The following is a 25,779-nucleotide window of genomic DNA, read 5'->3' as shown; positions in this document are numbered from 1 at the left end:
TCCTTCCGTTGGGCGCCCGGTCGTGCGAACGGGCGTCAGGTGCGATGCGTCAGGTGGAGCTCAGGGTCGGTTCCGGGACCGAGGGCCCGGGACCAGGTCTGTCGTGCGGGTCAGTGCTCTTCCTCGATCGACATGTTGATGTAGACCGTGGCGAGGAGCGCGAAGATGTACGCCTGCAGGCCCGCGACGAACACCTCGAAGAGCGTGATCGCGATGCCGCCCGCGAGAGTCAGCGCGCTGATCGCCTTGAGGGCCGGCGCTGCCTCGAGGAGCAGGAAGTTCGTGGCGGCGAAGCACAGGACCAGCATGATGTGGCCTGCGACCATGTTCGCCGTGAGTCGGATGACCAGCGAGGCCGGGCGGATGATCAGGAGCTGGAGCAGCTCGATCGGCGCCAGGATGAAGTAGATCGGGAACGGCACGCCGGGGGGAAACAGGTTCGCCCTGATGTAGCCCCACAGGCCGTGCTGCCTGATGCCCGCGGCCCAGTAGGCCACGAAGACCCACAGCGCCAGGAGGATCGCCACGCCGGCGACCGAGGTGCCCGCGAGGTTGAGCCCCGGCACCACACCCGTCAGGTTGAACGCGAGGATCGTCACGAAGATCGTCGTGATCATGGGCACGTAGCGGCGAGCCCGCTCGGTCCCCATGATCTCCTCGACGATGTTCACGCGAGCGAAGTCGAGGACCATCTCGACGCCGTTCTGGAACCGTCCGGGCACGAGCTTGGCGCGCCGGGCCGCGATCACGAAGATCGTCAGGATCACGATCGTGGCGATCACGCGGATGAGCTGCAGCCGGTTGAACTCGAACGGCGTGCCGGCGAAGAAGATGGCGTCGGGGAAGAACTCACCGATCGTCGGCGCGTGGAAGCCGCCTTCGCCTTCTGCTGCGGCAACGAAGGGAGAGGGGGTCGCGAGCGTGAACAGGGTGGACTCCCGGTGTTCGTCGGTTTGCCGGGGCCGTGCGCTCGATGGGCACGCCGTCGGACCAGGCCTTCATGGATTCGCCGATAGCCTAACGCATGTTGAGCCCTCCTCAGAGCACGGGTCCGAACGGGCCGAGGGCCCGCCGGACACCGTGACCCCGCGTGCCGCCGACCCCTCGCGCGTCGACGTGCAGCACGGCCCGACGGCACCGTGCCGACCGCCCTTCGTCGGGCGGTCGGCACGGTGCCCCGAGCGACCGGGAGGCGGCAGCCCCCGCCCTTCCCGCCCGGCCACGCAGGGCCCGAGCGGGAGCGGGAGCCGGGACCTCAGGCCTTCGGCGTGACGTACGGGATGCGGCCGCGGTCGACCGCACGGTAGTCGAGCAGCGCAGAGCCGATGACCCCGACGAGGAGCACCACGGCGAAGACGACGCGGTCGTAGAACTCGTAGTTGCGCAGGACGGCCAGGACGATCCCGAGCAGGACGATCTTGACGAGCCAGCTGCCCAGCACGACGGCCGCCGTCGTCGTCGGGGTCGAGCGCGCGGTACGCGCCATCGCCACGATCGTCGTGCCGGAGAACACCAGCGCGATCGCGACGCCCATGAGCGCACCCCAGACACCTGCGGTGCCGGCCAGGAGCGCCCCCAGCCCCACGCCCAGGACCAGGAGCCCTCCGAGCAGCAGCAGGGTGTCGCGCAGCGCGGTCCGGAACACGGCGCTGACCGCGTCCCCCACGGCGTCCGCCGAGACCTGCGCGGGGCTCGCGCCCGTGGGCTCCACCCCGCTCGGGCCCTGGTCGCTCGTCGGCTCGTCGGGAGTCTGCGGTGCGGGGGTCGTCATCGGGAGTGTCCTTCGGGGTGGGCGCGGAACGGATCGGTCGGGGGTTCAGTGGTGGTCGGCGTCGACGCAGGCGCGACCGGCGAGGCCCCGCTCGCCGCCGCGACGCGTCGGGGCGGGGGCGCGGACGGGATGCCCTCGGGCGCGGTGACCGCGTCGTCGTCGAGGAACCGACCACGGGTGCGCAGCGGGCCGAGGGTGAGGATCGCCGCCACGACGACGGCAACGACCAGCCCGATCGCGACGTTCTCCGCGGGCCAGCGCACGAGCGCGACCGCGCCGAACGCGAAGACGGCGGTCCACACGTACATGATGATGACCGCACGCCGGTGCGAGTGGCCGAGCGCCAGGAGCCGGTGGTGCAGGTGGAGCCGGTCCGGGTGGAAGGGCGACTTGCCCGTCCCGACCCGGCGCACCACGGCGAGGACCATGTCGAGCAGCGGGAGCAGGATGACCGCGAGCGGCAGCAGGATGGGGATGAGCTCGCGCTGTCGGCTCGGGTCCGAGGCCATGCCGGTGTCGATGCTCCCGGTGACCACGATCACCGCGGACGCGAGCACGAGCCCGAGCACCATGGAGCCGGAGTCGCCCATGAAGATCCGGGCGGGATGGAAGTTGTGGGGCAGGAACCCGAGACAGATGCCGACGAGGGCCGCCATGACCAGGGTCGCGAGGTTGGAGTAGTCGGTGGGGCTCGCGGCGACGGTCAGGCTGTAGGTGTAGACGAAGTAGGCGCTGCCGCCGATCGCGATGAGTCCCGCGGCCAGGCCGTCGAGCCCGTCCACGAAGTTCACGGCGTTCATCGCGACCACGATGACGAGCACCGTGACGATGAGCGAGAGCCGGGACGAGCCGATGACGAGCCCGTTGATGGGGAACGTCACGAGCTGCACGCCCTGCCACGCGACGAACAGCGCTGCGAGGACCTGACCGGCGAGCTTGGTCATCCAGTCCAGGTCCCAGATGTCGTCGGCGACGCCGAGGAGACAGACGATGAGCGCCCCGCCGACGATCGCCCACGCCCGGTCGTCGATCGCGAAGACCCCGTCGAGGAAGGGCATCTGCGAGGCGAACGTCACCGCCACGACGAGCCCCGCGGTCATCGCGAGCCCGCCGAGGCGGGCCGTGGGGATGGTGTGCACGTCGCGGTCACGGACCGCGGTGATGGCCCCGGTCCTCGCGGCGACCCAGTACGCGAGCGGCGTGAGGAGGTAGGTGACCGCCGCTGCGATCAGCAGGACGAGCAGATAGACCCTCACCCGCCGTTCGCCTCCGGGCCGCTCGCCGGCACGGTCTCGTCGGAGGGCGCGTCCTCGTCCGTCGGCAGGTCGCCGGTCCCGGCGACCTCGTCGGCCGGCTCCTCGCCGACCCCCAGGACGGGCGCGACCTCGCGGAGGCGCTCGAGCGACACTGCGCCCTCGCGCACGACCCTCAGGTGCGGCCCGGTCGCGTCGACGATGGTCGAGGCCACTCCCCCGGGTGCGGTGCCGCCGTCGAGGTAGACCGCGACCGAGTCCCTGAGCTGCACCTGGGCGTCGTCGACCTCGAGCGCGGCGGGCAGACCCGTGGAGTTGGCGCTCGAGACCGCGAGCGGTCCCGTGCGACGCAGCAGGGCGAGCGCGGCCGGGTGGTCGGGCATGCGCAGCGCGACGGTCCCGTGCGTCTCGCCGAGGTCCCACGCGAGCGAGGGCTGCGCGGTCAGGATGATGGTGAAGCCGCCGGGCCAGAACGCCTCGACGAGGGCGCGCGCGTCGTCGGGCACGTCGGTCGCGAGCCCGTCGAGGGTCCGCAGGTCGGGGACGAGGACGGGCGGCGGCATCTGCCGCCCGCGTCCCTTCGCGGCCAGGAGGGCCGTGACGGCCTCGGCGTCGAACGCGTCGGCCCCTATCCCGTAGACCGTGTCGGTCGGCAGGACCACGAGACCGCCTCGCGAGACGGCGTTCACCGCCTCGTCGATCGACGGTCCCCAGGTGTTCGGGTCGGTGACGGGGTGCACAGAGCTCACGCTTCTCAGTCTTCCATGTCCGAAGGGTCCCCTGGTGCGGGGTCAGGCTCGCTCGTCGGGCGCGCGCGCCGGGCCACGACCATACGCGGTCTGCCCGTGAGGTCGTCGGCCGTCCGGATGTCCTCGAAGCCGCCGACCGCGGCGACCATGTCGCGCGCCGACCGCGCCTGCACCTCGGCGTGCTCCATGACGTAGAGGCCGCCGGGGGCCAGGAGGCGGGCGGCGGCGCGGGTCACTCCGCGAGGCACCTCGAGGCCGTCCTCGCCGAGCCCGTAGAGCGCGACCTGGGGGTCGTGCAGCGCGACCTCGGGGTCGCGCGGGACCGCGTCGGGCGGCACGTACGGCGGGTTCGAGACGACGACGTCGCACGACCCGTCGAGCTCGGCGAGCGCGGTCCGCGCGTCCCCGCGCACCAGGTGCACGACGGCGCCGCTCGCCTCGCGCGTCCGGGTGACGTTGCGTTCTGCCCACGCGTGCGCGTCGCGGTCGAGCTCGACCGCGTGCACCCGGGCACCCGGGACCTCGGTCGCGACGGCCAGGGCGATCGCGCCAGACCCCGTGCACAGGTCCACGACGACCGGCCCCTCGGAGCCCCGGGCGACGCCGAGAGCCTCGTCGATCGCGACCTGCGCGACCTGCTCGGTCTCGGGACGCGGCACGAAGACGCCGGGTCCCACGACGAGGTCGAGGTGCCGGAAGGGGGCGGTCCCGACGAGGTGCTGGAGCGGCACGCGCTCGGCACGGGCGTCGAGCAGACGAGCGAGCTCGTCGAGCACGGCGTGCACGGTGCGGGCGGGCAGCAACGAGGACACGGGACGTCCCATGACCGCCGCCGAGACGACGCGCTCGCGCGGGACGCCCGCGGCGTGCGCGAGCAGCAGCTCGGCATCCACGCGGGGCGTGTCGATCCCGGCGCGACCCAGGCGGGCCGCCGCTTCGCGCACGAGGCGCGAGACGTCGTCGGGCAGGGCGTGGGTGGGGCCGTCACCGGACGACGACGGCGGGACCACGGGAGAGGTCACGACGCCGCGGCGGCGAGGCGGGCCGCCTCGTCGGCGTCGATGGCCGAACGGATCACGGGCTCCAGGTCGCCGTCGAGCACCTGGTCCAGGTTGTACGCCTTGTACCCGGTGCGGTGGTCCGCGATCCGGTTCTCCGGGTAGTTGTACGTCCGGATGCGCTCGGAGCGGTCGACCGTGCGCACCTGGGAGCGGCGCAGGTCGTTCGCAGCGGCGGCCTCCTCCTCCTGGCGTGCGGCCAGGAGCCGGGCACGCAGCACGCGCATGGCCTGCTCGCGGTTCTGGAGCTGGGACTTCTCGTTCTGCATCGAGACCGTGATGCCCGTGGGCAGGTGCGTGATGCGCACCGCGGAGTCTGTCGTGTTGACGGACTGGCCGCCCGGGCCCGAGGACCGGTACACGTCGATGCGGAGCTCGTTCTGGTCGATCTCGATCTCGCCGGCGTCCTCGACCTCGGGGAACACGAGCACGCCCGCGGCCGAGGTGTGGATGCGGCCCTGCGACTCGGTCACGGGTACGCGCTGGACGCGGTGCACGCCACCCTCGTACTTGAGGTTGGCCCACACCCCATCGGCAGGGTCCGAGGAGCCTGCTCGAGCCTTGACCGCGACCTGGACGTCCTTGTAGCCGCCGAGGTCGGAGTCCGTGGCCTCGATGACCTCGGTCTTCCAGCCCCGGCGCTCGGCGTAGCGCAGGTACATGCGCAGCAGGTCGCCCGCGAACAGGGCTGACTCCTCGCCGCCCTCGCCCGCCTTGATCTCGAGGATCACGTCGCGTCCGTCGTCGGGGTCGCGCGGCACGAGGACCCGGCGCAGCTTCTCGGTCGCGGCCGCGGCCGCCTCCTGGAGCGCGGGGAGCTCGGCGGCGAATTCTGCGGTGTCTTCCCCTGAGCCTTCGATCAGCTCGGCCGCGGCCTCGGCGTCGTCGGTCGCGTCCCGCCACGCGCGGTAGGCCGCGACGACCTGGCCCAGCTCGGCGTAGCGGCGCCCGAGCGTGCGCGCCCGACCGGCGTCCGCGTGGACCGCGGGGTCGGCGAGCAGCGTCTCGATCTCGGCGTGCTCGGCGAGCAGGTGTTCGACGGCGGCGAAGGACTCGGTCACGAGGGTGTCCTGACGAGAGGGGTGGGTGGCGGGGGCTGTGCGGCTGATGACGGCTGGTCGCGGCTCGGCGCAGTGCCGCACGATGCGGCGCGCTCTCGCCGGAAAAGACGACAGCGCCGGTGGAGCGGGCACGCCGCCTGCCCCTGGAGAGGTTGACGGACGCCCGGACCACCGGCGCTGGAGAGTCGCTACTTGTCGGCGGCCTTCTTGCCGTAACGAGCCTCGAAGCGGGCCACGCGGCCACCGGTGTCGAGGATCTTCTGCTTGCCCGTGTAGAACGGGTGGCAGGCCGAGCAGACGTCGGACGAGATGCGCCCGGACTTCTCGGTGCTGCGCGAGACGAACGTGGAACCGCAGGTGCAGGTCACCTCGGTCACGACGTACTCGGGGTGGATATCAGCCTTCACAGGACTCTCCTCAATGGGGTGCCCCCGGGTCGTCTGCGGACAGCAGCCGTGAACCGGGAACGGGGAAACCAACAGGACATTGTGCCAGACGGGTCCGGCACACGGAAAATCCGTGGGCCGCTCTCTCGGGGCGAGCAGCCCACGGGGGATCAGACGGCGCGTCCGACCTCTTCGTCGTTGTTGATGCCGCCAGGTGTGGTCTTCTGCACCTGGAGCAGGAACTCGACGTTGGACTTCGTCTCCTTGAGCTTGCCGAGCAGCAGCTCGATGGCCTGCTGCTGGTCGAGCGCACCCATCACGCGGCGCAGCTTGTAGACGATGCGGAGCTCGTCCTGCGGCATGAGGATCTCCTCGCGGCGCGTACCGGACGCGTTGACGTCCACGGCCGGGAAGATGCGCTTGTCCGCGAGCGAGCGGGAGAGCCGGAGCTCCATGTTCCCGGTGCCCTTGAACTCCTCGAAGATGACCTCGTCCATCTTGGAGCCGGTCTCGACGAGCGCCGAGGCGAGGATCGTGAGCGACCCGCCGTTCTCGATGTTGCGCGCCGCGCCGAAGAAGCGCTTGGGCGGGTAGAGCGCCGAGGCGTCGACACCACCGGACAGGATGCGCCCGGACGCCGGGGCCGCGAGGTTGTACGCACGCGACAGTCGCGTGAGCGAGTCGAGCAGCACGACGACGTCCTGGCCCAGCTCCACGAGACGCTTGGCGCGCTCGATCGCGAGCTCGGCGACGATCGTGTGGTCGGAGGCCGGACGGTCGAACGTCGAGGCGATGACCTCGCCCTTGACGGTGCGCTCCATGTCCGTGACCTCTTCAGGTCGCTCGTCCACGAGCACGACCATGAGGTGGACCTCAGGGTTGTTCGTCGTGATCGCGTTCGCGATCTGCTGCATGATGATCGTCTTGCCCGCCTTGGGCGGGGCGACGATCAGACCACGCTGGCCCTTGCCGATCGGGGCGACGATGTCGATCACGCGCGGCGTGAGACGACCGACCTCGCCCGTCTCCAGGCGCAGACGCTCCTGCGGGTAGAGCGGGGTCAGCTTGTTGAACTCGGCACGGTTGCGGGCGGCCTCGGGAGACATGCCGTTGACCGAGTCGAGCCGGACCAGCGCGTTGAACTTCTGGTTGCGCGGTCCGGTCTGCTGGAACGACTCCCCGTCGCGGGGCTGACGCACCGCGCCGACGATCGCGTCACCGCGACGCAGGCCCGACTTCTTGACCTGGCCGAGCGAGACGTAGACGTCGTTCGGACCGGGCAGGTAACCGCTGGTCCGCACGAACGCGTACTGGTCGAGCACGTCGAGGATGCCGGCCACGGGCAGCAGCACGTCGTCCTCGGACACCTCGATCTCGTCGAGGCCCACGACGTCGATGTTCCCGCCACGGGTGCGGCCGCGCTTGCGGTCCCGGTCGCGGTTGCGGTCGCGCCCACGACGGCGGCGTCCGCCGCGCTCGTCGTACTCGTCCGCCTGACGGTTGCCCTGACCCTGCTGGTCGCGCTGGCCGCCCTGCTGGTTGCCCTGGCCCTGCTGGCGCTGGCCGCCCTGGCGCTCCTGCTGGCCGTTCTGGCGCTCGCCCTGGCCCTGCTGGTCGCGCTGCTCGCGCTGGCGCTCCTGGCGTCCGGTGCCCGCTCCGGCGGCCTCGGGAGCCGACTCACGAGCGGTCTCGCCCTCGCCGCCGCGCGGGGCGCCGGCGCCCCGTCCGGCGCGACGCGAACCGCGCTCGGGAGCCGTGCCCGTCACCAGGCCCACGGCGGCGGCCGCACGAGCGGCACGCTCGTCCGGGGTCTCTCCCCCGGCAGCACGGTCGGCGTCGACGCGCGCGGCGCGGCTGCCCTGCTCCAGGAGCGGGGCGACGATGTCGGCGGCCTGGTCGGCGCGCGCGGAACGCTGGCCCCGCTCGCGGCGGGGGCGCTCGGTGCGCTCGACGTTCTCGGTCGCCGTGCGCACGGGGACCTCGACGGCCGGCTGCACGACGACCTTCTCGGTCTGGGTGTCCTTCTCCGGCGCGCGACGCGCGGCGGCGGACGCCCCGGCGGTGCGCTCGGGAGCGCTCTTCTCGCCGGAGGTGGAACGGATGACGTCGACAAGATCGCTCTTGCGCATCTTGGACGTGCCCTTCACACCGAGCTGCGAGGCGAGTGCCTGCAGCTCGGGGAGGCGCAGCGTCGAGAGTGCGCCTGCACGGGCGGTGTCGGTGGTGTCTGTCACGAAGGACCCTTCCCCTCGTTTGCGCCCACTTGCTCTGTGCGAGGGGTGGGCCGCGGGTGATCGACGCTCGGCACGTGACGGCCGGAACGCAGTGGAACCACGCGTCAGTGGTACGACGACGTCAGCTGACGTGGGCTGGATTGCCTTCTCGCGGGGTATGAGGCGCAGTCAGTGGTTGCTCTGCCGATGCCCGGGGACTCGGCGGAGATTCGTCGAGGAATCACCGAGGCATCATCACGAACCTGCGAAGGCTCAATGGATTCTACCATCCGTAGCCCCCCGCAGGACCAGTCCCCCCAGGGGCTGCGCCAGGGGGCGACGTCCGGTCAGCGCACCTGTCGCGGGGACGGTTCCGGGAGGCCCGTCGAGCCCAGGACGCGCTCCGAACGCACGCCTCCCTGGTCGATGCCCGGACGGTACGCACGCCACTGGTCCGAACCGTGCAGCAGGTCGCGCAGCACGGCGTCGGCCTGGTCACGTTCGTCGACGCTCCCCAGCAGCAGGACCGTGGGGCCCGCACCCGAGATCGTCGCTGCCAGACCGTCGGCACGCAGCGCGCGCACGAGCTCCCACGACGCGGACATGACCCCCGCGCGATACTCCTGGTGGAGCCGGTCCTCGGTCGCGTCGAACAGGTGCTGCGGCGAACGGGTCAGCGCCTCGACGAGCAGCGCTGCACGCCCCGCGTTGAGCGCGGCGTCGGCGTGCGGCACGGTCTCCGGCAGGACGCCGCGAGCACGGCTCGTCGCGAGCCGGACGGTGGGGACCAGCACGGTCGCCTCGATGTCCGGGTGGACCTCGAGGCGCACCGCGTGCGCCCCCTCGTCACCCTCGACCGTGCTCGTCCACGCGATCGTCGCGCCCCCGTAGATCGCGGGAGCGGCGTTGTCGGGGTGCCCCTCGAACTCGGTCGCGAGCTGCAGGACCGTCGCGTCGTCCAGGGCCGCGGGGTCCGCGACCAGGGCGCGCGCGGCGACGATCCCCGCCACCACCGCAGCGGCCGAGGATCCGAGACCCCGGCCGTGCGGGATCGCGTTGGTCGCCGTCAGGTGCAGCCCCGTCTGGGGCGCGCCGACCAGGTCGAGGGCCGCGCGCAGGGCGCGCACGACCAGGTGCCGCTCGTCGCCGGGGACCTCACCGGCCCCCTCCCCCTCGACGTCGACGACCACGTCGCCGTTGCCGAGCGCGCGCACCTCGAGCACGTCGTAGCGCGCGAGGGCCAGCCCCATGGCGTCGAAGCCCGGGCCGAGGTTCGCGCTCGTCGCGGGCACACGCACGCGCACATGGTCGGCTCCGAGCTGCATCTCGCGGGACCTCTCTTCGGGGAGCTACGGGGAGTTCGGGGACGGACGGCGAGCGCTCAGCCGAGCTGGAGCGCGTCGGCGATCGAGACGACGTCGGCGCTGACCCGGATCGGCGTCACGTCGGCTCCGTCGAGCGTCTTGAGAGCCCACTGCGGGTCCTTGAGCCCGTGGCCCGTGACCGTGACGACGATGCGCGCGCCCGCGGGCACGAGACCGCGCTCGGCCCGCGAGAGGATTCCCGCGACACCGGCCGCCGAGCCGGGCTCGACGAACACCCCGGCCTCGGCCGACAGGATGCGGTGCGCCGCGAGGATCTGCTCGTCGGTCACGGCCTCGATGACGCCGCCCGACTCGTCGCGCGCGGCCTCGGCCTGCGCCCAGGACGCGGGGTTGCCGATGCGGATCGCGGTCGCGATGGTCTCGGGGTGCGTGATGGGGTGGCCCGCGACGATCGGGGCGGCACCGGCAGCCTGGAAGCCCCACATGATCGGGGTCCGCGTCGAGACCGCGGGCAGGTGCGCGCCCGGGGCGTCGGGGTCGCCGAGGCCCGCGTACTGGCGGAAGCCCTTCCAGTACGCGGTGATGTTGCCCGCGTTGCCCACGGGCAGAGCGTGGATGTCCGGGGCGTCGCCCAGCGCGTCGACGATCTCGAACGCACCGGTCTTCTGACCCTCGATGCGGTCAGGGTTGACCGAGTTCACGAGCTCGACCGGGTACGCCTCGGCGAGCTTGCGGGCCGCGACCAGGCAGTCGTCGAAGTTGCCGTCGACCTGGAGCAGCTTGGCGCCGTGCGCGATCGCCTGGCTCAGCTTGCCCATCGCGATCTTGCCGTCCGGGACCAGGACGGCGCACACCATGCCGGCCTTGGTCGCGTACGCGGCGGCCGAGGCCGACGTGTTGCCCGTCGAGGCGCACACCACGGCCTTCGCCCCGCGGCCCGCGGCCGAGGAGATCGCGGCGGTCATGCCGCGGTCCTTGAAGGACGCGGTCGGGTTCATGCCCTCGACCTTGAGGAAGACCTGCGCCCCGGTCCGGGCCGAGAGCGCGGGCGCCTCGACGAGCGGCGTGCCGCCCTCGCCGAGCGTCACGATGCGCTCGGTGACGTGGGCGGGCATGCGGTCGGCGTACTCGGCGATGATGCCTCGCCACTGGTGGGCCATCAGGCTCCCTCGACTCTCAGGACGGACGTGATCTCTCGGACGGGTTCGAGCACCGCGATCGCGTCGACCGTCGCGGCGAGCGCGGCCTCCGCTGCGGCGTGGGTCGTGATGACGAGGTGCGCGACGCCGGTCGACCCGCCGTCGGCGCCGTGCGTGTCGTCGGCCCCGGGCGCGGCGGCTTCCGAGGGCTGGCGCACGGCCTCGATCGAGACGCCCTTCGACGCCAGGACCTGGGCGACCTGGGCCAGGACGCCGGGGCGGTCGTCGACCGCGAGACGGACCTGGTAGCGCGTGACCGCGGTGCTGGCCGGCAGGATCGGCAGGGCCGCGTAGGTGGACTCCTCGGGGCCCTTGCCGCCGAGCACGCGGTGACGCGCGGCGGACACGACGTCGCCGAGCACGGCGGACGCCGTCGGCGCTCCGCCCGCACCGCGGCCGTAGAACATGAGCTCGCCCGCCGCGTCGGCCTCGACGAAGACCGCGTTGAAGGCCCCGCGCACACCGGCGAGCGGGTGCGCGACGGGCACGAGCGCCGGGTGCACGCGCACCGAGACGCCGTGCGAGCCGTCGTCGTCCGTCACGGACTCCGCGATGGCGAGCAGCTTGATGACGTGACCGGTCTGCGCGGCCCACGCGACGTCGTCGGCGGTGATCCTCGTGATGCCCTCGCGCGCGACGTCCTCGAGCGAGACGCGCGTGTGGAACGCGAGGCTCGCGAGGATCGCAGCCTTGGCCGCGGCGTCGAAGCCCTCGACGTCGGCGGTCGGGTCGGCCTCGGCGTAGCCGAGGTCCTGGGCCTGTCGCACGGCGTCGTCGAACGACATGCCCGTGCTCGCCATCTGGTCCAGCACGTAGTTCGTGGTGCCGTTGACGATGCCCAGGATGCGGCGCACGCTGTCGCCCGCGAGGGATTCGCGGACGGGGCGGACGATCGGGATCGCGCCCGCGACCGCGGCCTCGAAGTAGATGTCGACGCCCGCGGTGTCCGCGGCCTTGTAGAGCGTGGGGCCGTCCTCGGCGAGGAGCGCCTTGTTCGCGGTCACGACGGCGGCGCCCGCCTCGATCGCCCGCAGCAGCAGCGCGCGGGCCGGCTCGATGCCGCCCATGACCTCGATGACGATGTCGGCGCGCGCGACGAGCCCCTCGGCGTCCTCCGTCAGGAGCGAGCGGTCAACCGACTCGGCGAGCGGCCGCGGGGCCGACGCGTCACGCACCGCGATGCCCACGAGCTCGAGCGGTGCCCCGACGCGCGAGGCCAGGTCGGCGCTCTGCTGCGTCAGCAGCCGAGCCACCTCGGACCCGACGACGCCGCACCCGAGCAGCGCGACGCGCAGCGGACCTTGCTCCTGCTGGCTGGCTCCCACGAAGCTCCTCCTCCATCACCCGGCCCGCACGGTCAGCGGTGCCGTCGTTCTCCTGGCCCTGTCGGACGCGATCACGTCGCAGGGCCCCTCGGTCCCGGTGGGCACGGCACCCTGTGCCGCACGTCCCCACCGGTCGATCCCGAGCATGTCGATCCTCGCCCGGTTGCCCGGATCCTGGGCGCTCGTCTCAGGATACGGGTGCGCGGTCACCGGGCCGCGAGGCGCCGCGCCCGGGCCCGGCGGGCGTCAGCCCAGGTCGAGCGCGAGCAGGTCGTCCTCGGTCTCACGACGGACCAGGACCCTGGTCCCGCCGTCGGTCACGGCCACGACCGGGGGCCGGGGCACATGGTTGTAGTTCGAGGCCATCGAGCGCCCGTAGGCGCCCGTCGCCGCGACGGCCAGCAGGTCGCCGGCCCGCACGTCGCCCGGGAGCAGCACGTCGTGGACCACGATGTCGCCGCTCTCGCAGTGCTTGCCGACCACGCGTGCGAGCACGGGCGCGGCGTCCGAGAGCCGGTTCGCGAGCTCGGCGTGGTAGTTCGCGCCGTACAGCGCCGGGCGGATGTTGTCGCTCATGCCGCCGTCGATCGAGACGTACGTGCGCACGGTCGTGCTCTCGGCCTCGCCGTCCCCGGCCGCCCCGCCGACCCGCACGGGCTTGACCGTTCCGACCGTGTAGAGCGTCAGGCCAGCGGGCCCGACGATCGCCCGGCCCGGCTCGATCGAGAAGCGCGGCAGGGGCGTGCCGAGGTCCGCCGACGAGGCCGCGACCGACGCGGCGACGTCCTTCGCGATGCGGTCCGGGTCGAGCGCGACCTCGCCCGGCAGGTACGCGATGCCGTACCCACCGCCCAGGTCCACCTCCGGGACCAGGAAACCCGTGCGCTCCGCGAGCGCGGCCCGCAGCTCGAGGACCTTGCGCGCCGCGACCTCGAAGCCCGACGGGTCGAGGATCTGCGAACCGATGTGCGAGTGGATGCCCAGCAGCTCCAGCTCGGGGTGCGCGAGCACCGCGAGGAGCGCGGTCATGGCCGGGCTGTCCTCGGCCTGCGCGTCCGGCGCGGTCGCGAGGGACAGCCCGAACTTCTGGTCCTCGTGCGCGGTCGAGATGTACTCGTGACCGCCCGCGTGCACGCCCGTGGTCACCCGGATCATGACCGGGGCCGGAACCCCGCCCCGCGCCCGGGACGCGGCGGCCACGCGCTCGACCTCGACGAGCGAGTCGACGATGATCCGGCCCACGCCCGCGTCGAGCGCTCGCGCGATCTCCGCGTCGGACTTGTTGTTGCCGTGCAGGCCGATGTGCTCTCCGGGCACGCCCGCGCGCAGTGCGACCGCGAGCTCGCCGCCCGTCGCGGTGTCGACCCGCAGGCCCTCGGCACGGACCCAGCGGGCCACGGCGACCGACAGGAACGCCTTGCCCGCGTAGTACACGTCGACTCCCGCACCGACCTCGGCGAACGCGGCCTCGAACGCGCGACGGTACGACCGTGCCCGCTCGCGCAGGTCCGCCTCGTCGAGCACGTACGCCGGGGTGCCCTGGGCGGCCGCGAGCTCGCGCACGTCGACCCCCGCGACCGTCAGCGCGCCGTCGGGACCGCGGCGCACGCCGCTCGACCACGGCTCGCCCGGCACGAAGGTGCCGGTCGGCGAGAAGGCGGGCGGCGTCGTCGGGCCTGCCGACGCGCTCACATGCGCTCCGGCGCGGACACGCCCAGCAGGCCGAGGCCGTTGGCGAGCACCTGACGCGTCGCGTCGTTGAGCCACAGGCGCGTGCGGTGCACGTCCGTGACCTCCTCGTCGCCCAGCGGCGTCACGCGGCACTCGTGGTACCAGGAGTGGTAGTCGCCCGCGAGCGCCTCGAGGTAGCGCGCGACGCGGTGCGGCTCGCGCAGCTCCGCGGCCTGGCCCACGACGCGGGGGAACTCGGTGAGCGCACCGAGCAGGATCGACTCGGTCTCGTGCGTCAGGAGCGACGGGTCGAACGCCTCGCTCCCGTCCTCACGGAACCGCGAGACCCCGTGCGCCTCGGCGTTGCGCGCGACGTTGGCGGTGCGGGCGTGCGCGTACTGCACGTAGAAGACCGGGTTCTCGTTGGTCGCCCTGGACAGCAGGTCGAGGTCCAGGTCGATGCTCGAGTCGGTCGAGGAGCGCGCGAGCGAGTAGCGCGCGGCGTCCACGCCCACGGCGTCGACCAGGTCCTCGAGCGTCACGACGGTCCCGGCGCGCTTGGACATGCGGACCGGCTGGCCGTCCTTGACCAGGTTGACCATCTGCCCGATGAGGATCTGCAGGTTCTTGCCCGGCTCGTCGCCGAACGCCGCGCACACCGCCATCATGCGGCTCACGTACCCGTGGTGGTCCGCGCCGAGCATGATGATGACGTCGTCGAACCCGCGCTCGCGCTTGTCGAGGTAGTACGCGATGTCGCCCGCGATGTACGCGGCCTCGCCGTCCGACTTGATGATGACGCGGTCCTTGTCGTCACCGAAGTCGGTCGTGCGCAACCACGTCGCGCCGTCGGCCTCGAACACGTGGCCGCCCTCGCGCAGGCGCTGGACCGCGCGCTCGACCGCACCCGACTCGTGCAGCGAGTCCTCGTGGAAGTACACGTCGAAGTCGACGCCGAAGTCGTGCAGCGCGCTGCGGATCTCGTCGAACATGCGCTCGACGCCGCGCGCCCGGAAGACCTCCTGGGCCTCGTCGTCGGGCAGCGTGCGCGGGTCCCGGTCGCCCGCGGCGATCGCGTCGGCGATGACGGCCTCGGCGATGTCCGAGATGTACTGGCCGCCGTACCCGTCCTCGGGAGCGTCCTGGCCCTTGGCGCGCGCGAGCAGCGAGCGAGCGAAGCGGTCGATCTGCGCACCGTGGTCGTTGAAGTAGTACTCGCGCTCGACCACGGCACCCGAGGCCTGCAGCACGCGGGCCAGCGAGTCGCCGACCGCGGCCCAGCGCACGCCGCCGATGTGGATGGGACCCGTGGGGTTCGCCGAGACGAACTCCAGGTTGATGCGCGTGCCGGCCTCGGAGTCGTTGTTCCCGTAGGCCGCACCCTGGGCGAGGATCGTGCGCGCGAGCTCGCCCGCGGCCGCCGCGTCGAGCGTGATGTTCAGGAAGCCCGGCCCGGCGATGTCCACCGACTTGATGCCCGGGTGCGCGGCGAGGCGCTGCGCGAGGTCCTCGGCCAGGACGCGCGGGGCCACGCCGGCCTTCTTCGCGAGCTGCAGGGCGACGTTGGTGGCCCAGTCGCCGTGCTCGCGCTGGCGGGGTCGCTCGACGTGAACCGACGCGGGGACCGCGTCGGCGGGCAGGGCGAGGGTGCCGTCGGCGACGGCGGAGGCCAGGGCAGCGCTGAGCGCTTCGGAGAGCTCGTTCGGGGTCACCCGACGATTCTAGCGAGGGACGCTAGCGCTTTGTGTCGTCGCCCGCGGGCGACGACGTGGGCCCACCCCGCCGTGCACGCGGAACCCACGTGTCCTCGATCATGACGGGACGGCACCCCGCGACCGCGGCGACGAGGATCACGGCGAGGGTGCCGAACAGGAAGACGAACGTGCTGTCCCACGTCCCGCTGCGGCCGTAGAGGATGCCCGCGGTCAGGGGCCCGGCCCCTGCGATGAGGTACCCGACGCCCTGCACGAACCCGGACAGCGCCACGGCCCCGGCCGAGGTGCGGCTGCGCAGGTTGATGAGCGCGAGCCCCAGCGGGAACGTCGAGGCCCCGAGCCCTGCGAGCACGACCCACACCCACGTCGCAGGACCTGCCTGACCACCCATGAGCCCGCCGTACCCGACCGCGAGCATCGCGACGAAGACCACCACGAGGGGGTACGGGTTGCGCATCCGGGCTGCGAGCAGCGGCGTGACGATCGACATCGGCATGCCGACGAACGCGTACAGCGCGAGCGCGCTCGCCGCCGTGGGCTCCGACATCCCCGCGTCGATCAGGACGTGCGGCAGCCACGCGAACATGACGTAGGTGTTGAGCGAGTTGAGACCGAACATCCCCGCGACGCCCCACGCGAGCGGGCTGCGCCAGGCGCGCCCCTCGTGACGGTGCCGCCCGTCGAGCCCCACCGTGTGCTCGGGCGAGTGCTCGAGCACCGACGCGAGCTCGGCGCGGGCACGGGCCGAGCGGGCGATGACCACGGTCCACGGCACGGCCGCGAGCAGGCCCACGAGCGCCCAGCCGCCCAGGGCCGGACGCCAGCCCAGCGACGAGGCGATACCCACCACGAGCAGCGGCGGGATCGCGGTGCTCAGCGAGAGCGTCACGGTGTACGCCGCGGTCACGGCCCCGATCCGGTCGGGGAAGTACCGCTTGACCAGGGGCGGGAGCAGCACGTTGCCCATGCCCATGCCCGCGAGCGCCACCGCGGTCCACAGCAGGAAGGACGGGGCCGTGCTCGACAGCGACCGCAGGATCTCCCCGACCGAGCTCACGACCAGCGCGGCGACGAGCGTCGGCTCGAGCCCGAACCTGCGCGACAGGACCGGGACGAGCGAGCCGAAGACCGCGAACGCGATGACCGGGACAGTGCCCAGCAGACCCGCGACCTGGTCGCTCAGGTCGATGTCGGCCCGGACCACCTCCAGGATCGGGGAGACCGAGGCGACCGCGATCCGCAGGTTGAAGGCCGCGAGGACGATCCCGGCAAGGACGACGAACCGCCCTCTCCACGGGCGGCGGGCGTTGTCGGGGGTGCTGTCGGGGGTCGAGCTCGAGTCCTGGCGATCCACTCCAGGAGGGTACGCATCCGTTTCCCGGGGCACCCGTCCCGGAGGCCGTTCCGGGCTGGTGAGTCCGGTCACCCCGCCACCACGAGGCCAGGCGTCCCGGACGACTCTCGGCAGGTGGGAGCACGAACCCGCCGGAGACTGGTAGTCTCGTGCACCGTGCCGGATGCTCGTCAGAGCGAACGCATGCTGCCCTCGTAGCTCAGTGGATAGAGCGTCTGCCTCCGGAGCAGAAGGTCGTAGGTTCGAGTCCTATCGAGGGCACCACGGACCAAGCCCCTGGACCCCTCGGTCCAGGGGCTTCGTCGTGCCCGGGACCCGTCACGGTGGTCCGGGACTCCCCCGCACCCGTGTAGCGTCCGCACTACTGGGCCACCGTGGTCTCGTTGACGGGACAAGCGTGACAACAGCATCGAACGACACCATCCTCGGCCTCCTCGGGAGGTCGCGGAAGCCCGACGAGCGCCGGCTCCCCCTCCACCCCGACCACCTCGAGCGCATCGCCCCCGAGCTCCGGTCGCGGATCGTCGTCGAGCACGGGTACGGCGAGCGCTTCGGGGTGAGCGACGAGCAGATCGCGCCCTGGGTCCGCTCCCTGGGCACCCGCGCCGAGGTCATCGCGGCAGCCGACGTGATCCTGCTGCCCAAGCCCCAGCTCGAGGACCTGCGCGACCTGCGCCCCGGCCAGACCCTGTGGGGCTGGCCGCACTGCGTCCAGGACCGCGACCTGACCCAGCTCGCGATCGACAAGCGGCTCACGCTCGTCGCGTTCGAGGCCATGCACCACTGGGCGGCGGACGGCGGGTTCGGCCTGCACGTCTTCCACAAGAACAACGAGATGGCCGGCTACTGCTCGGTGCTGCACGCGCTCGAGCTGTGCGGCTCGACGGGCGACTACGGCAGGCGCCTGACCGCCGTGGTCATCGGCTTCGGCGCCACCGCTCGCGGAGCCGTCACGGCCCTCAACGCGCACGGCGTGCACGACGTCCGCGTGCTCACCAACCGCCGGGTCGCCGCGGTCGCGGCACCGATCCACTCGGCGCAGATCGTGCAGTTCGACCACGACGACGCGCCGTACCTCAGCGAGGTCATCACCGACGAGGGCCGCCTCCCGCTCGCCCCGTTCCTCGCCGAGAGCGACATCGTCGTCAACTGCACCCTCCAGGACCCGAACGCGCCCCTGCTCTACCTGCGCACGTCGGACCTGGGAGCGTTCCGTCCGGGCAGCCTGATCGTCGACGTGTCGTGCGACGACGGCATGGCGTTCGACTGGGCGCGCTCGACCACGTTCGCCGACCCTCTGGTCACGGTCGGCAAGAGCATCAACTACTACGCGGTGGACCACAGCCCGTCGTACCTGTGGAACTCGGCGACCTGGGAGATCAGCTCGGCGGTCCTGCCCTTCCTCCCGGCGGTCATGGCAGGCCCGGCGGGCTGGGAGGCGAACGAGACGGTCCGCCGTGCGATCGAGGTGCGCGACGGGGTCGTCCTCAACCCCGCCGTCCTCGAGTTCCAGCACCGCGAGGCCGCGTACCCGCACCACCCGGTCCCGGCCCTGCCGTGAGCGACCGCGTACGGTATGTCCTATGACGGACGGTGGTAACGGAGACTTCGAGTTCGAGCGTCGCTTCCTCGTGAAGGACGTCCCGGTCGACCTGCTCGACGCGCCCGCGCTCATCGTGCAGAGCTACTTCCTGGCGGAGGACGGCTACGCGCTGCGCCTGCGCGCCCAGGCGAGCGCGACGGCCGGCGAGCTCGGCGCCGCCACCTCTCCCCTGAGCGTCCTGGACCGGTACGCGTTCGACTTCTGCGCCCTGACGGTCAAGGGGCCGCAGGTGGGCGGCACCCGGTACGAGGCCGAGCGTGAGATCGACGTCAACGTCGGGGTCGAGATGATCCGCCGTGGTGGCGGCCGCATCGTCAAGACCCGCTACTCGGCGTGGCTCGGGGCGGACGGCTGGGTCATCGACGTGTTCGGGGGCGCGAACCACCCGCTCGTGATCGCGGAGTGCGAGCGGTCCGGCCCGGTCGTGGACCTCCAGATCCCGGCGTTCTGCGTCACCGAGATCACCGACGACCGTCGCTTCTCGAACGACTCGCTCTCGCACACCCCGTACTCGGCGTGGGCCGGGTCGTTCGCCGCGGAGCTCGCGGTCTCCGGGCCGCGGTTCCGCCAGGACTTCGGGCACAACGCCCACCTGCCCGGGGAGTAGCCCGGGCAGTTCAGGCCCCGTCGCCCACGAGGCGCGGCCCGTCCACGACGCCACGGTCTCCCCCGACGGGGGCGACCCCCAGGCTGCGCGCGTAGTAGACCCACGGGAACCACGACCCGATCCGTTCCCACCCGTCGGCCTCGAGCCCGAACCGGCTCGCTCCCAGGACGTAGACGCGCTTGTGCTCCCACTGCGTCGTGGTGCGCACGAGCCGGTGGAAGCCCGCCCCGAAGCCCGTCGAGCGCCAACCCTTGCGCCCGTAGGCCTCGAGCGCGGGCATCTCGGTCACGGCCGTGACGGGAGAGAGGATCCGGGTGTCGCCGACCTCCGCGCCCCCGACGAGGTCCTGGACCGTGCCCGGCGCCCCCGGCCCGACCGGACGACCGAAGCGCTGCTGCGCGGCCTGCCGCGAGATCCCGAGGGTCGTGCCGATCGCCTCCCAGCTGTGCCCTGCCGAACGCGCCGACGACACGGCCGTCGCGAGCAGCGACTCGGCCGAGGTGGCGGCCCGCGCGGTGAGCGCGACGAGCTCGAGGTGCGCGCCGGGGTCGGTCGCGATGCGGTCGCCGATGCCGGGGTCGGCAGCGGTCACGGCTTCCGCGAGCAGGTCGTCGAGCGTCCGGTCGTCGTCGCGCGGCTCGAGGCTTCCCCAGGCGGGTGCGTCGCTCACGGTTCGCGCCTCTCCTCGATGCCCGACGCCGGAGCACCGGTCGCGAGGGCGGCGGACAGGTCGGCGACGGGAGAACTTCGGGTAGCCATGCGTCAACCTTGGCTTGACAACCCGTGACCGTCAAGAACCTGTTGACACTTGCAGCGCGGCCGCACCCGGTCGGGAACACGCCGTCGGGCACGCCTCCCGCGCCGTCCCGGCCGACCCGACGGAGAATGCAGGGCATGGACGAGGCCGTCGTACTTCTGGTCATCACCGGCGCGCTGGCCGTCACGGCCGCCGCCCGGCACTGGGACCTGCCCGCTCCCCTCGTGCTCGTGACCGTGGGCCTCGGCGTCTCGCTGATCCCCGCCGTCCCCCACATCGAGCTCGAACCCGAGGTGCTCCTCGGCGTCATCCTGCCGCCGCTGCTCTTCTCGGCGGCCAACGGCAGCTCCTACCAGGACTTCCGGTCGTCCCTCCACGCGATCGTGCGCCTCGGGGTCGGGCTCGTGATCGTCACTGCGCTGGCCGTCGCGTGGGTCGCGACCCTCCTGCTGCCCGACCTGCCGTTCGCCGCCGCTCTCGTCCTGGGCGCCGTCGTCGCCCCGCCCGACGCGGTCTCGGCCGCCGCGGTCGGACGCCGACTCGGACTGCCACGACGCGTCATGACGCTCCTCGGCGGCGAGAGCCTGATCAACGACGCGACGTCGCTCACGCTCTACAAGGTCGCCCTCGCCGGCGTCGCCACGGGCGCGTGGGTGTGGACCGAGGGCATCGGCGTCTTCACGCTCGCCGTCGTCGTCGGCGTGGGCGTCGGCCTCGTCATGGGCATCGGGATGCACGCCGCACGGCTGCGGCTCGCCGACCCCCTCCTGACGAGCGTCGCCGGGATCATCCTCCCGTTCGCGGCCTACTGGATCGCGGAGGAGCTCAGCGGCTCGGGCGTGCTGGCCGTCGTCGCCGCGGGCCTCTACCTGGGGCACACCGCCCCGACCGCGGGCTACGAGACCCGCCTCGTCGAGGAACCCCTGTGGGACAGCCTCGACCTGCTGCTCGAGGCCATCACGTTCGCGCTCATCGGTCTCCAGCTCAAGTTCGTCGTCGAGACCGTCGTGGACTCCGACGAAGGGCTGCGGACCGCGATCTGGGTGTCCCTCGCGGCCCTCGTCGTGACCATGGCCGTCCGTCCGCTGTACGTCTTCGCCACGGCGTGGCTCGACCGCGTCCACCTGCCGGGCTCGAAACGCTCGCGAGCCGACCAGCTCGACTGGCGCGAGTCCCTCGTGGTCTCCTCGGCCGGCATGCGAGGTGTCGTGACGCTCGCCGCCGCGGCCGCCATCCCCGCGACGCTCGGCGGGGCCGAGTTCCCCGGCCGCGCGACCATCCAGCTCGCGGCCTTCACGGTCGCGATCGGGACGCTCCTGCTGCAGGGCGTGACGCTGCCGTGGGTCATCCGGACGCTCGGGGTCGGGGGCGAGGACGAGGCCGCGAGCGACGCCGCCGAGGAGGCCCGGGTCCGTCGGCTCATGGCCGACGCCCAGGCCGCGACCATCGCCCACGCCACGCGGGAGTGGGCGCCCGTGATCGGCGAGGAGAAGGCCGAGGCGACACGGGCCGCCATGTCCGCCGCGATCGTCGGACGCGCACAGGCCGCGGCGCGCCTGCTCTCGCCCGAGTCGGCGGCCGAGGAACCTGTCGAGCAGGCTCCCGTCCGCGCGCGACCCACGGGCGGCCGGGCGTTTCCCGTGGCCAGGCCCGGCGACCGGTCGGAGGACCTGCGCCGGCTCAACGCCCTGCGCGCCGACATGAACAGGGCCCAGCGCCAGGTGCTGGTCGACGAGCGCGACGCCGGACGCCTCAACGAGGCCGTGATGCGCAGGATCCTGCGCGAGCTGGACATCGAGGCCGAGGCGCTGGCCGAGTCCTGGGTCAACCGGATCTGACGGGCTCCGTCAGGTGGGGCCGCCGAGCTCCACGACACCCTCGGTGAACTCGAAGTGCCACGGCTCGTAGGCGCCGCCGCCGCCCCGCTTGGCCCACGACGGGTTGGCCCAGCCGTACACGCCGCCGTTCTTGTTGATCCACGAGTAGACCTCGCGGTTGCCCGTCTCGCTCGAGCACAGGTCGATCGCCAGGCCCCACCCGTGGAACGACGTCCCCGGCTTGGCCGCGAACGCCCCGCGCGAACCCTTGAGGGAGACCTGCGACGCGATCGTGCGGTAGCTCGAGACCAGGCACATGTCCCGCCCGAACGTCGACCGGAAGGCCTCGTTCATGGCCGACAGCGCGACCGCCGCATCCGGACGCAACGACTCCCCCGGCTGCCACAGGTCGCACAGCTCGTGGCCCGTGAGCCTGCCGTTGGCGCTCGTCGGCTTGACGGTCGGGTCGCAGTCCGGCAGCGGGGCACGCTCGACCGATCGGCTCGCGGCCTGCGCCCGGCCGTCGATCTTCGGGGCCGCGGCCACGTACTCGGACGTGGGCTCGGCCGAGGCCGGGTTGTTGACGAGGTCCAGGGCGCTGGGCCCGGTCGGTCTGCCGTCCGGGCCGAAGGGTGCAGCCGGGCCGTCCTGGGCTCCGGCCGACAGCGGCATCGCGATGGTCGCGACGGCGAGCGTCCCGAGGACCGCCATGCGGGGGGCCCAGCGCTGGTGGGAAGGGATCTCCGCCCGACGGCGCCCCTTGTGCCCGCTCTCCGCCTCGCGGCGAGCGCGACGGGAGTCGGAGGACTGGGACGTCGACACCGACTCCACCGGACCTCCGCTCGAAGAACCGTCCGGACACCTCACGGTGGACGGAGCGGCACAGACGACAAGAAACGCGCTGCACCTCGCAGAAAGGACGACCCTCCGGTACAGGAGGAACCGTGCGAGACGAGCATCGGACACGATATCCGGGGGCGCCGGGGAAGCCAAGTCCCCTGTTCAACGGGCCGTGGGCCGCCCCGCGCCGGACAGTGCCGCCCCGACGGCCGGCCCCGGGAGCGGGGGCGGCGCACCCGGACCCCGGGCGCGCCACCCCTTCCCGCCCAGCCTCAGCGCACCCGCCGCTGCATCGCGTCCCGCACCTCGCCCACGAGCTCCTCCAGGATGTCCTCGAGGAAGACGACGCCCAGCGCACCGGGAGCGCCGACCGGTGCGACGTCGTCGGGCAGCGCGGTGGACGAGGCGTCGGGGATGCCGCCCTCACGCTCCAGCACCCCGGGGTCGACACGCGCCAGGTGCGCGCCGGAGCGCTGCATTGCCCGCAGCGCGTCCTCGATCTCGTCGCCCGGCTCGGCCGTCGCGAGCGCGCGCACACGCCACGAGGGCACCGGCCGGAACCGGTCCTCGCCGCTCGCGTACAGCACGTCCTTGAGGTGCAGGTAGCCGACGAGCTCGCCGTGCACGTCGGCGACCGGGAAGCGGCTGAAGCCCGTCTTGGCGACCAGACGCTCGATCTCGTCGGGCGTGCACCCCTCGACCACGGTCACGAGGCGGTCGACCGGCACCATGACCTCGGCCGCCGTGCGCTCCGAGAACTCGATGGCCCCCGACAGCAGGCCCTGCTCGTCCTGGAGGATGCCCTCGGCCTGCGAGTGCTCGACGATCGACTGCACCTGCTCGGCCGTGAAGACCGACGCGACCTCGTCCTTGGGCTCCACCCCGGTCCAGCGCACCACGTGGTTCGCGAGCCAGTTGAGCGAGACGATGATCGGCTTGAGGATGCGCCCCAGCACGACGAGCGGCGGACCGAACCACATGACGGCCTTCTCGGGACCGGACACCGCGAGGTTCTTCGGGACCATCTCGCCGAGGACCACGTGCAGGTAGACCACGATCGCCAGCGCGATCACGAAGGCGATCGGGTGCGTGAGCGACGGGCTCACGCCCAGGGCGTGCAGGGGCACCTCGATGAGGTGCGCGACGGCCGGCTCCGCGACGACACCCAGCCCCACCGAGCACACCGTGACGCCGAGCTGGGCGCACGCGAGCATGAGCGAGACGTGCTCCATGGCCCACAGGACCGTCTGCGCCCGGCGGTTGCCCTGCGCCGCGAGCGGCTCGATCGCGCTGCGCCGGGCCGAGATGATCGCGAACTCCGCACCCACGAAGAACGCGTTCGCGGCCAGGAGGAACAGGCCCAGCAGAAGGGCTGCGGTCGAGCTCATCGGGCACCTCCTTGCGAGCCGTCACCCGGGTGCCGGTCGGCGCTCGACCTGCCCGGCGACCCGGCTCGGCGGCCGTCCGTGTCGCCATGCTCCTGCGGGGCGAGCACGCGGACCCGGAGCCGCTCGACGCGGCGCCCTTCCATGGCCTCGACACGCAGCACGACGTCGCCGGCCCGGACCTCGTCCCCGACCTCCGGCACCCGGCCCAGGTCGGCCATGACGAGCCCCCCGAGGGTCTCGTAGGCGCCGTCCTCGGGCACCACCAGCCCCGTCGACTCCACGAGCTCGTCCGGGCGGACGACCCCTGGCACGATCCACGAGCCGTCGGCCCCACGGGCCGTGCCGGCCCGGCGCGGGTCGTGCTCGTCGGCGACGTCGCCCACGAGCTCCTCGACCACGTCCTCCAGGGTCACGACCCCCGAGGTTCCGCCGTACTCGTCCACGACCACGGCCATCTGCAGACCGAAGCCGCGCAGCTCGACGAGCAGCGGCCCCAGCGCGACCGTCTCCGGGACGCGCGGGGCGTCGACCATGAGCGCGGCGGCCGGCACCTCGCCACGACGCTCGTGGGGCACCCCCACGGCGCGGCGCAGGTGCACGAGACCGAGCACGTCGTCGCGATCCTCGCCGATCACGGGGAAGCGCGAGTGTCCCGACGTGCGGGCGAGCGCCACGACGTCCTCGGCCGTGTCGTCACGGCGCAGCACCACCATGCGCATGCGGTCCGTCATGACGTCGACCGCGCTGAGCTCGTCGAGCTCGATCGAGTTGGTCAGGAGCGTCGCGACCGAGGTGTCCAGGGTGCCCTCCTGGGCCGACCGCTTGACGAGCGCCGCGAGCTCGGACGCCGAGCGCGCGCCCGACAGCTCCTCGCGCGGCTCGACGCCCATGCGGCGCAGGATCGCGTTCGCCGAGCCGTTGAGCACCGAGATGACCGGTCGGAAGAGCTTGGTGAACTGCCGCTGGACCGGGACGACCTGGCGGGCGGTGGCGTACGGGGTCGAGAGCGCGAAGTTCTTGGGGATGAGCTCGCCGAAGAGCATCGAGAACAGGTTCACGACGACGAGCGCCAGGATCACCGCGAGGACCGTGGCCGCGCTCGCCCCGAGGGCCGTGCTGCCGAGCGCGTCGCCGATGAGGCTCTGAAGGGCCGGCTGGGCCGTGTACCCGAGCAGGATGGTCGTGATCGTGATGCCGACCTGCGCCGACGAGAGCTCTGTCGACAGGTGCTTGAGTCCGGCCCGGACGCTGCGGTCGCGGCGGCTGCTGCGCGCCTCGGCCCCGGGGACGTCGGCCCCGCGCGTCCCACCCGGTGCGCCGTCACGGCCCCCCTGCTCGGCGACGTGGGCCTCGTCGCTGCCCGGCTTGGCCAGGACGGCGGGGTCGAGGGTGACGAGCGAGAACTCGCTCGCCACGAAGACTGCTGTGCCTGCGGTCAGGAGCACCCCCAGCGCGACCATCAACCAGTCGCCTACCACGGGGTGCTCCACGGATATCGGGGTGTGCTCTTCATCGTGCCAACGATGTTATCGGCCGAGGGCCCGCCGTCCATCCGTGGCGCGGGCCGTCCCGGCCTCCCGTCCGTCGGCGACGGCGTCACACGACCCACGCCGGACACCCACCGGAACACCACAGACATCGACGGAACTTTCGTCCGTCCTGCGGCCATCGACGCCCCGGTTGTGCC

At 72.6% G+C, this 25,779-nt stretch carries 21 protein-coding genes and 1 tRNA gene; 4 read left to right on the top strand and 18 right to left on the bottom strand.

The window, feature by feature from the left end; genetic code table 11:
• Nucleotides 1-110: 110 nt before the first annotated feature.
• From atpB to WFH32_RS05790, 14 genes are all read right to left on the bottom strand, one after another.
• Complete coding sequence (atpB, locus tag WFH32_RS05855) at nucleotides 111-857, bottom strand: F0F1 ATP synthase subunit A (RefSeq protein ID WP_336706576.1); 747 nt, start codon at nucleotides 855-857, stop codon at nucleotides 111-113.
• 398 nt (nucleotides 858-1,255) lie between these two features.
• Nucleotides 1,256-1,771, bottom strand: coding sequence for a hypothetical protein (locus WFH32_RS05850; RefSeq protein ID WP_336706474.1), 516 nt, complete (start codon nucleotides 1,769-1,771; stop codon nucleotides 1,256-1,258).
• A complete protein-coding gene (locus WFH32_RS05845; protein WP_191794114.1) occupies nucleotides 1,768-3,027 on the bottom strand; it encodes an MraY family glycosyltransferase in 1,260 nt (419 codons plus the stop codon). The genes WFH32_RS05850 and WFH32_RS05845 overlap by 4 nt, the downstream gene beginning before the upstream one ends.
• On the bottom strand, nucleotides 3,024-3,773 hold the full coding sequence (locus tag WFH32_RS05840) for an L-threonylcarbamoyladenylate synthase (protein WP_442946308.1): 750 nt from the start codon (nucleotides 3,771-3,773) through the stop codon (nucleotides 3,024-3,026). Before WFH32_RS05840 ends, WFH32_RS05845 begins: the two co-directional genes overlap by 4 nt.
• A 5-nt stretch (nucleotides 3,774-3,778) precedes the next feature.
• The gene (gene prmC, locus WFH32_RS05835; RefSeq protein ID WP_336706573.1) at nucleotides 3,779-4,741 is read right to left on the bottom strand and encodes a peptide chain release factor N(5)-glutamine methyltransferase; all 963 of its coding nucleotides are present in this window, start codon (nucleotides 4,739-4,741) and stop codon (nucleotides 3,779-3,781) included.
• A gap of 50 nt (nucleotides 4,742-4,791) precedes the next feature.
• Nucleotides 4,792-5,892 (bottom strand): peptide chain release factor 1, encoded by a 1,101-nt coding sequence (prfA, locus tag WFH32_RS05830; RefSeq protein WP_191794115.1) that lies wholly within the window; start codon nucleotides 5,890-5,892, stop codon nucleotides 4,792-4,794.
• Between the two features lie 188 nt (nucleotides 5,893-6,080).
• On the bottom strand, nucleotides 6,081-6,299 hold the full coding sequence (rpmE, locus tag WFH32_RS05825) for a 50S ribosomal protein L31 (protein ID WP_336706473.1): 219 nt from the start codon (nucleotides 6,297-6,299) through the stop codon (nucleotides 6,081-6,083).
• A gap of 149 nt (nucleotides 6,300-6,448) precedes the next feature.
• A complete protein-coding gene (gene rho / locus WFH32_RS05820; protein WP_336706472.1) occupies nucleotides 6,449-8,512 on the bottom strand; it encodes a transcription termination factor Rho in 2,064 nt (687 codons plus the stop codon).
• 326 nt (nucleotides 8,513-8,838) lie between these two features.
• Nucleotides 8,839-9,816, bottom strand: coding sequence for a homoserine kinase (thrB, locus tag WFH32_RS05815; protein WP_191794117.1), 978 nt, complete (start codon nucleotides 9,814-9,816; stop codon nucleotides 8,839-8,841).
• Nucleotides 9,817-9,872: 56 nt separating this feature from the next.
• Nucleotides 9,873-10,976 carry a threonine synthase gene (thrC, locus tag WFH32_RS05810; RefSeq protein WP_336706470.1) on the bottom strand — a complete coding sequence of 368 codons (1,104 nt, stop codon included), beginning with the start codon at nucleotides 10,974-10,976 and terminating at the stop codon, nucleotides 9,873-9,875.
• Nucleotides 10,976-12,340, bottom strand: coding sequence for a homoserine dehydrogenase (locus WFH32_RS05805; RefSeq protein ID WP_191794119.1), 1,365 nt, complete (start codon nucleotides 12,338-12,340; stop codon nucleotides 10,976-10,978). The genes thrC and WFH32_RS05805 overlap by 1 nt, the downstream gene beginning before the upstream one ends.
• 246 nt (nucleotides 12,341-12,586) lie before the next feature.
• Nucleotides 12,587-14,032: a diaminopimelate decarboxylase gene (gene lysA / locus WFH32_RS05800; RefSeq protein ID WP_442946307.1), complete on the bottom strand. Its 1,446-nt coding sequence runs from the start codon at nucleotides 14,030-14,032 to the stop codon at nucleotides 12,587-12,589.
• Nucleotides 14,029-15,723 carry an arginine--tRNA ligase gene (argS, locus tag WFH32_RS05795; protein ID WP_336706467.1) on the bottom strand — a complete coding sequence of 565 codons (1,695 nt, stop codon included), beginning with the start codon at nucleotides 15,721-15,723 and terminating at the stop codon, nucleotides 14,029-14,031. The genes lysA and argS overlap by 4 nt, the downstream gene beginning before the upstream one ends.
• Nucleotides 15,724-15,745: 22 nt before the next feature.
• Nucleotides 15,746-17,080 (bottom strand): MFS transporter, encoded by a 1,335-nt coding sequence (locus tag WFH32_RS05790; RefSeq protein WP_191794121.1) that lies wholly within the window; start codon nucleotides 17,078-17,080, stop codon nucleotides 15,746-15,748.
• 188 nt (nucleotides 17,081-17,268) lie between these two features.
• On the opposite strand from WFH32_RS05790, the gene WFH32_RS05785 reads away from it, so the two are divergent.
• The 3 genes from WFH32_RS05785 to WFH32_RS05775 all read left to right on the top strand — a co-directional run bounded on the left by WFH32_RS05785 (nucleotide 17,269) and on the right by WFH32_RS05775 (nucleotide 19,290).
• Nucleotides 17,269-17,344, top strand: a tRNA-Arg gene (locus tag WFH32_RS05785).
• Nucleotides 17,345-17,477: 133 nt separating this feature from the next.
• Nucleotides 17,478-18,641, top strand: a complete 1,164-nt coding sequence (locus WFH32_RS05780; protein ID WP_336706465.1) for a N(5)-(carboxyethyl)ornithine synthase — start codon at nucleotides 17,478-17,480, stop codon at nucleotides 18,639-18,641.
• A gap of 22 nt (nucleotides 18,642-18,663) precedes the next feature.
• Nucleotides 18,664-19,290, top strand: a complete 627-nt coding sequence (locus WFH32_RS05775; RefSeq protein ID WP_191794123.1) for a CYTH domain-containing protein — start codon at nucleotides 18,664-18,666, stop codon at nucleotides 19,288-19,290.
• A gap of 10 nt (nucleotides 19,291-19,300) precedes the next feature.
• On the opposite strand, the gene WFH32_RS05770 is transcribed toward WFH32_RS05775, so the two are convergent.
• Nucleotides 19,301-19,960: a hypothetical protein gene (locus WFH32_RS05770; protein ID WP_336706461.1), complete on the bottom strand. Its 660-nt coding sequence runs from the start codon at nucleotides 19,958-19,960 to the stop codon at nucleotides 19,301-19,303.
• A gap of 224 nt (nucleotides 19,961-20,184) precedes the next feature.
• On the opposite strand from WFH32_RS05770, the gene WFH32_RS05765 reads away from it, so the two are divergent.
• Nucleotides 20,185-21,885, top strand: a complete 1,701-nt coding sequence (locus WFH32_RS05765) for a cation:proton antiporter (RefSeq protein WP_336706459.1) — start codon at nucleotides 20,185-20,187, stop codon at nucleotides 21,883-21,885.
• Nucleotides 21,886-21,894: 9 nt separating this feature from the next.
• On the opposite strand, the gene WFH32_RS05760 is transcribed toward WFH32_RS05765, so the two are convergent.
• The 3 genes from WFH32_RS05760 to WFH32_RS05750 all read right to left on the bottom strand — a co-directional run bounded on the left by WFH32_RS05760 (nucleotide 21,895) and on the right by WFH32_RS05750 (nucleotide 25,570).
• Nucleotides 21,895-22,686 (bottom strand): M15 family metallopeptidase, encoded by a 792-nt coding sequence (locus tag WFH32_RS05760; RefSeq protein ID WP_191794125.1) that lies wholly within the window; start codon nucleotides 22,684-22,686, stop codon nucleotides 21,895-21,897.
• Between the two features lie 290 nt (nucleotides 22,687-22,976).
• A complete protein-coding gene (locus tag WFH32_RS05755; RefSeq protein ID WP_191794126.1) occupies nucleotides 22,977-24,092 on the bottom strand; it encodes a hemolysin family protein in 1,116 nt (371 codons plus the stop codon).
• On the bottom strand, nucleotides 24,089-25,570 hold the full coding sequence (locus tag WFH32_RS05750; RefSeq protein WP_336706457.1) for a hemolysin family protein: 1,482 nt from the start codon (nucleotides 25,568-25,570) through the stop codon (nucleotides 24,089-24,091). Before WFH32_RS05750 ends, WFH32_RS05755 begins: the two co-directional genes overlap by 4 nt.
• Nucleotides 25,571-25,779: the final 209 nt, after the last annotated feature.

The organism is Oerskovia sp. USHLN155 (assembly GCF_037145535.1).
Lineage (GTDB): Bacteria > Actinomycetota > Actinomycetes > Actinomycetales > Cellulomonadaceae > Oerskovia > Oerskovia rustica.
This window is presented reverse-complemented; position numbering and strand designations above follow the sequence as displayed.

What these genes read in the sequence shown, in the direction of transcription:
- WFH32_RS05765 (WP_336706459.1), top strand. Translation starts at nt 20,185, where the DNA reads ATGGACGAGGCCGTCGTACTTCTGGTCATCACCGGCGCGCTGGCCGTC.
- WFH32_RS05755 (WP_191794126.1), bottom strand. Translation starts at nt 24,092, where the DNA reads ATGAGCTCGACCGCAGCCCTTCTGCTGGGCCTGTTCCTCCTGGCCGCG.
- WFH32_RS05775 (WP_191794123.1), top strand. Translation starts at nt 18,664, where the DNA reads ATGACGGACGGTGGTAACGGAGACTTCGAGTTCGAGCGTCGCTTCCTC.
- thrC (WP_336706470.1), bottom strand. Translation starts at nt 10,976, where the DNA reads ATGGCCCACCAGTGGCGAGGCATCATCGCCGAGTACGCCGACCGCATG.
- WFH32_RS05850 (WP_336706474.1), bottom strand. Translation starts at nt 1,771, where the DNA reads ATGACGACCCCCGCACCGCAGACTCCCGACGAGCCGACGAGCGACCAG.
- thrB (WP_191794117.1), bottom strand. Translation starts at nt 9,816, where the DNA reads ATGCAGCTCGGAGCCGACCATGTGCGCGTGCGTGTGCCCGCGACGAGC.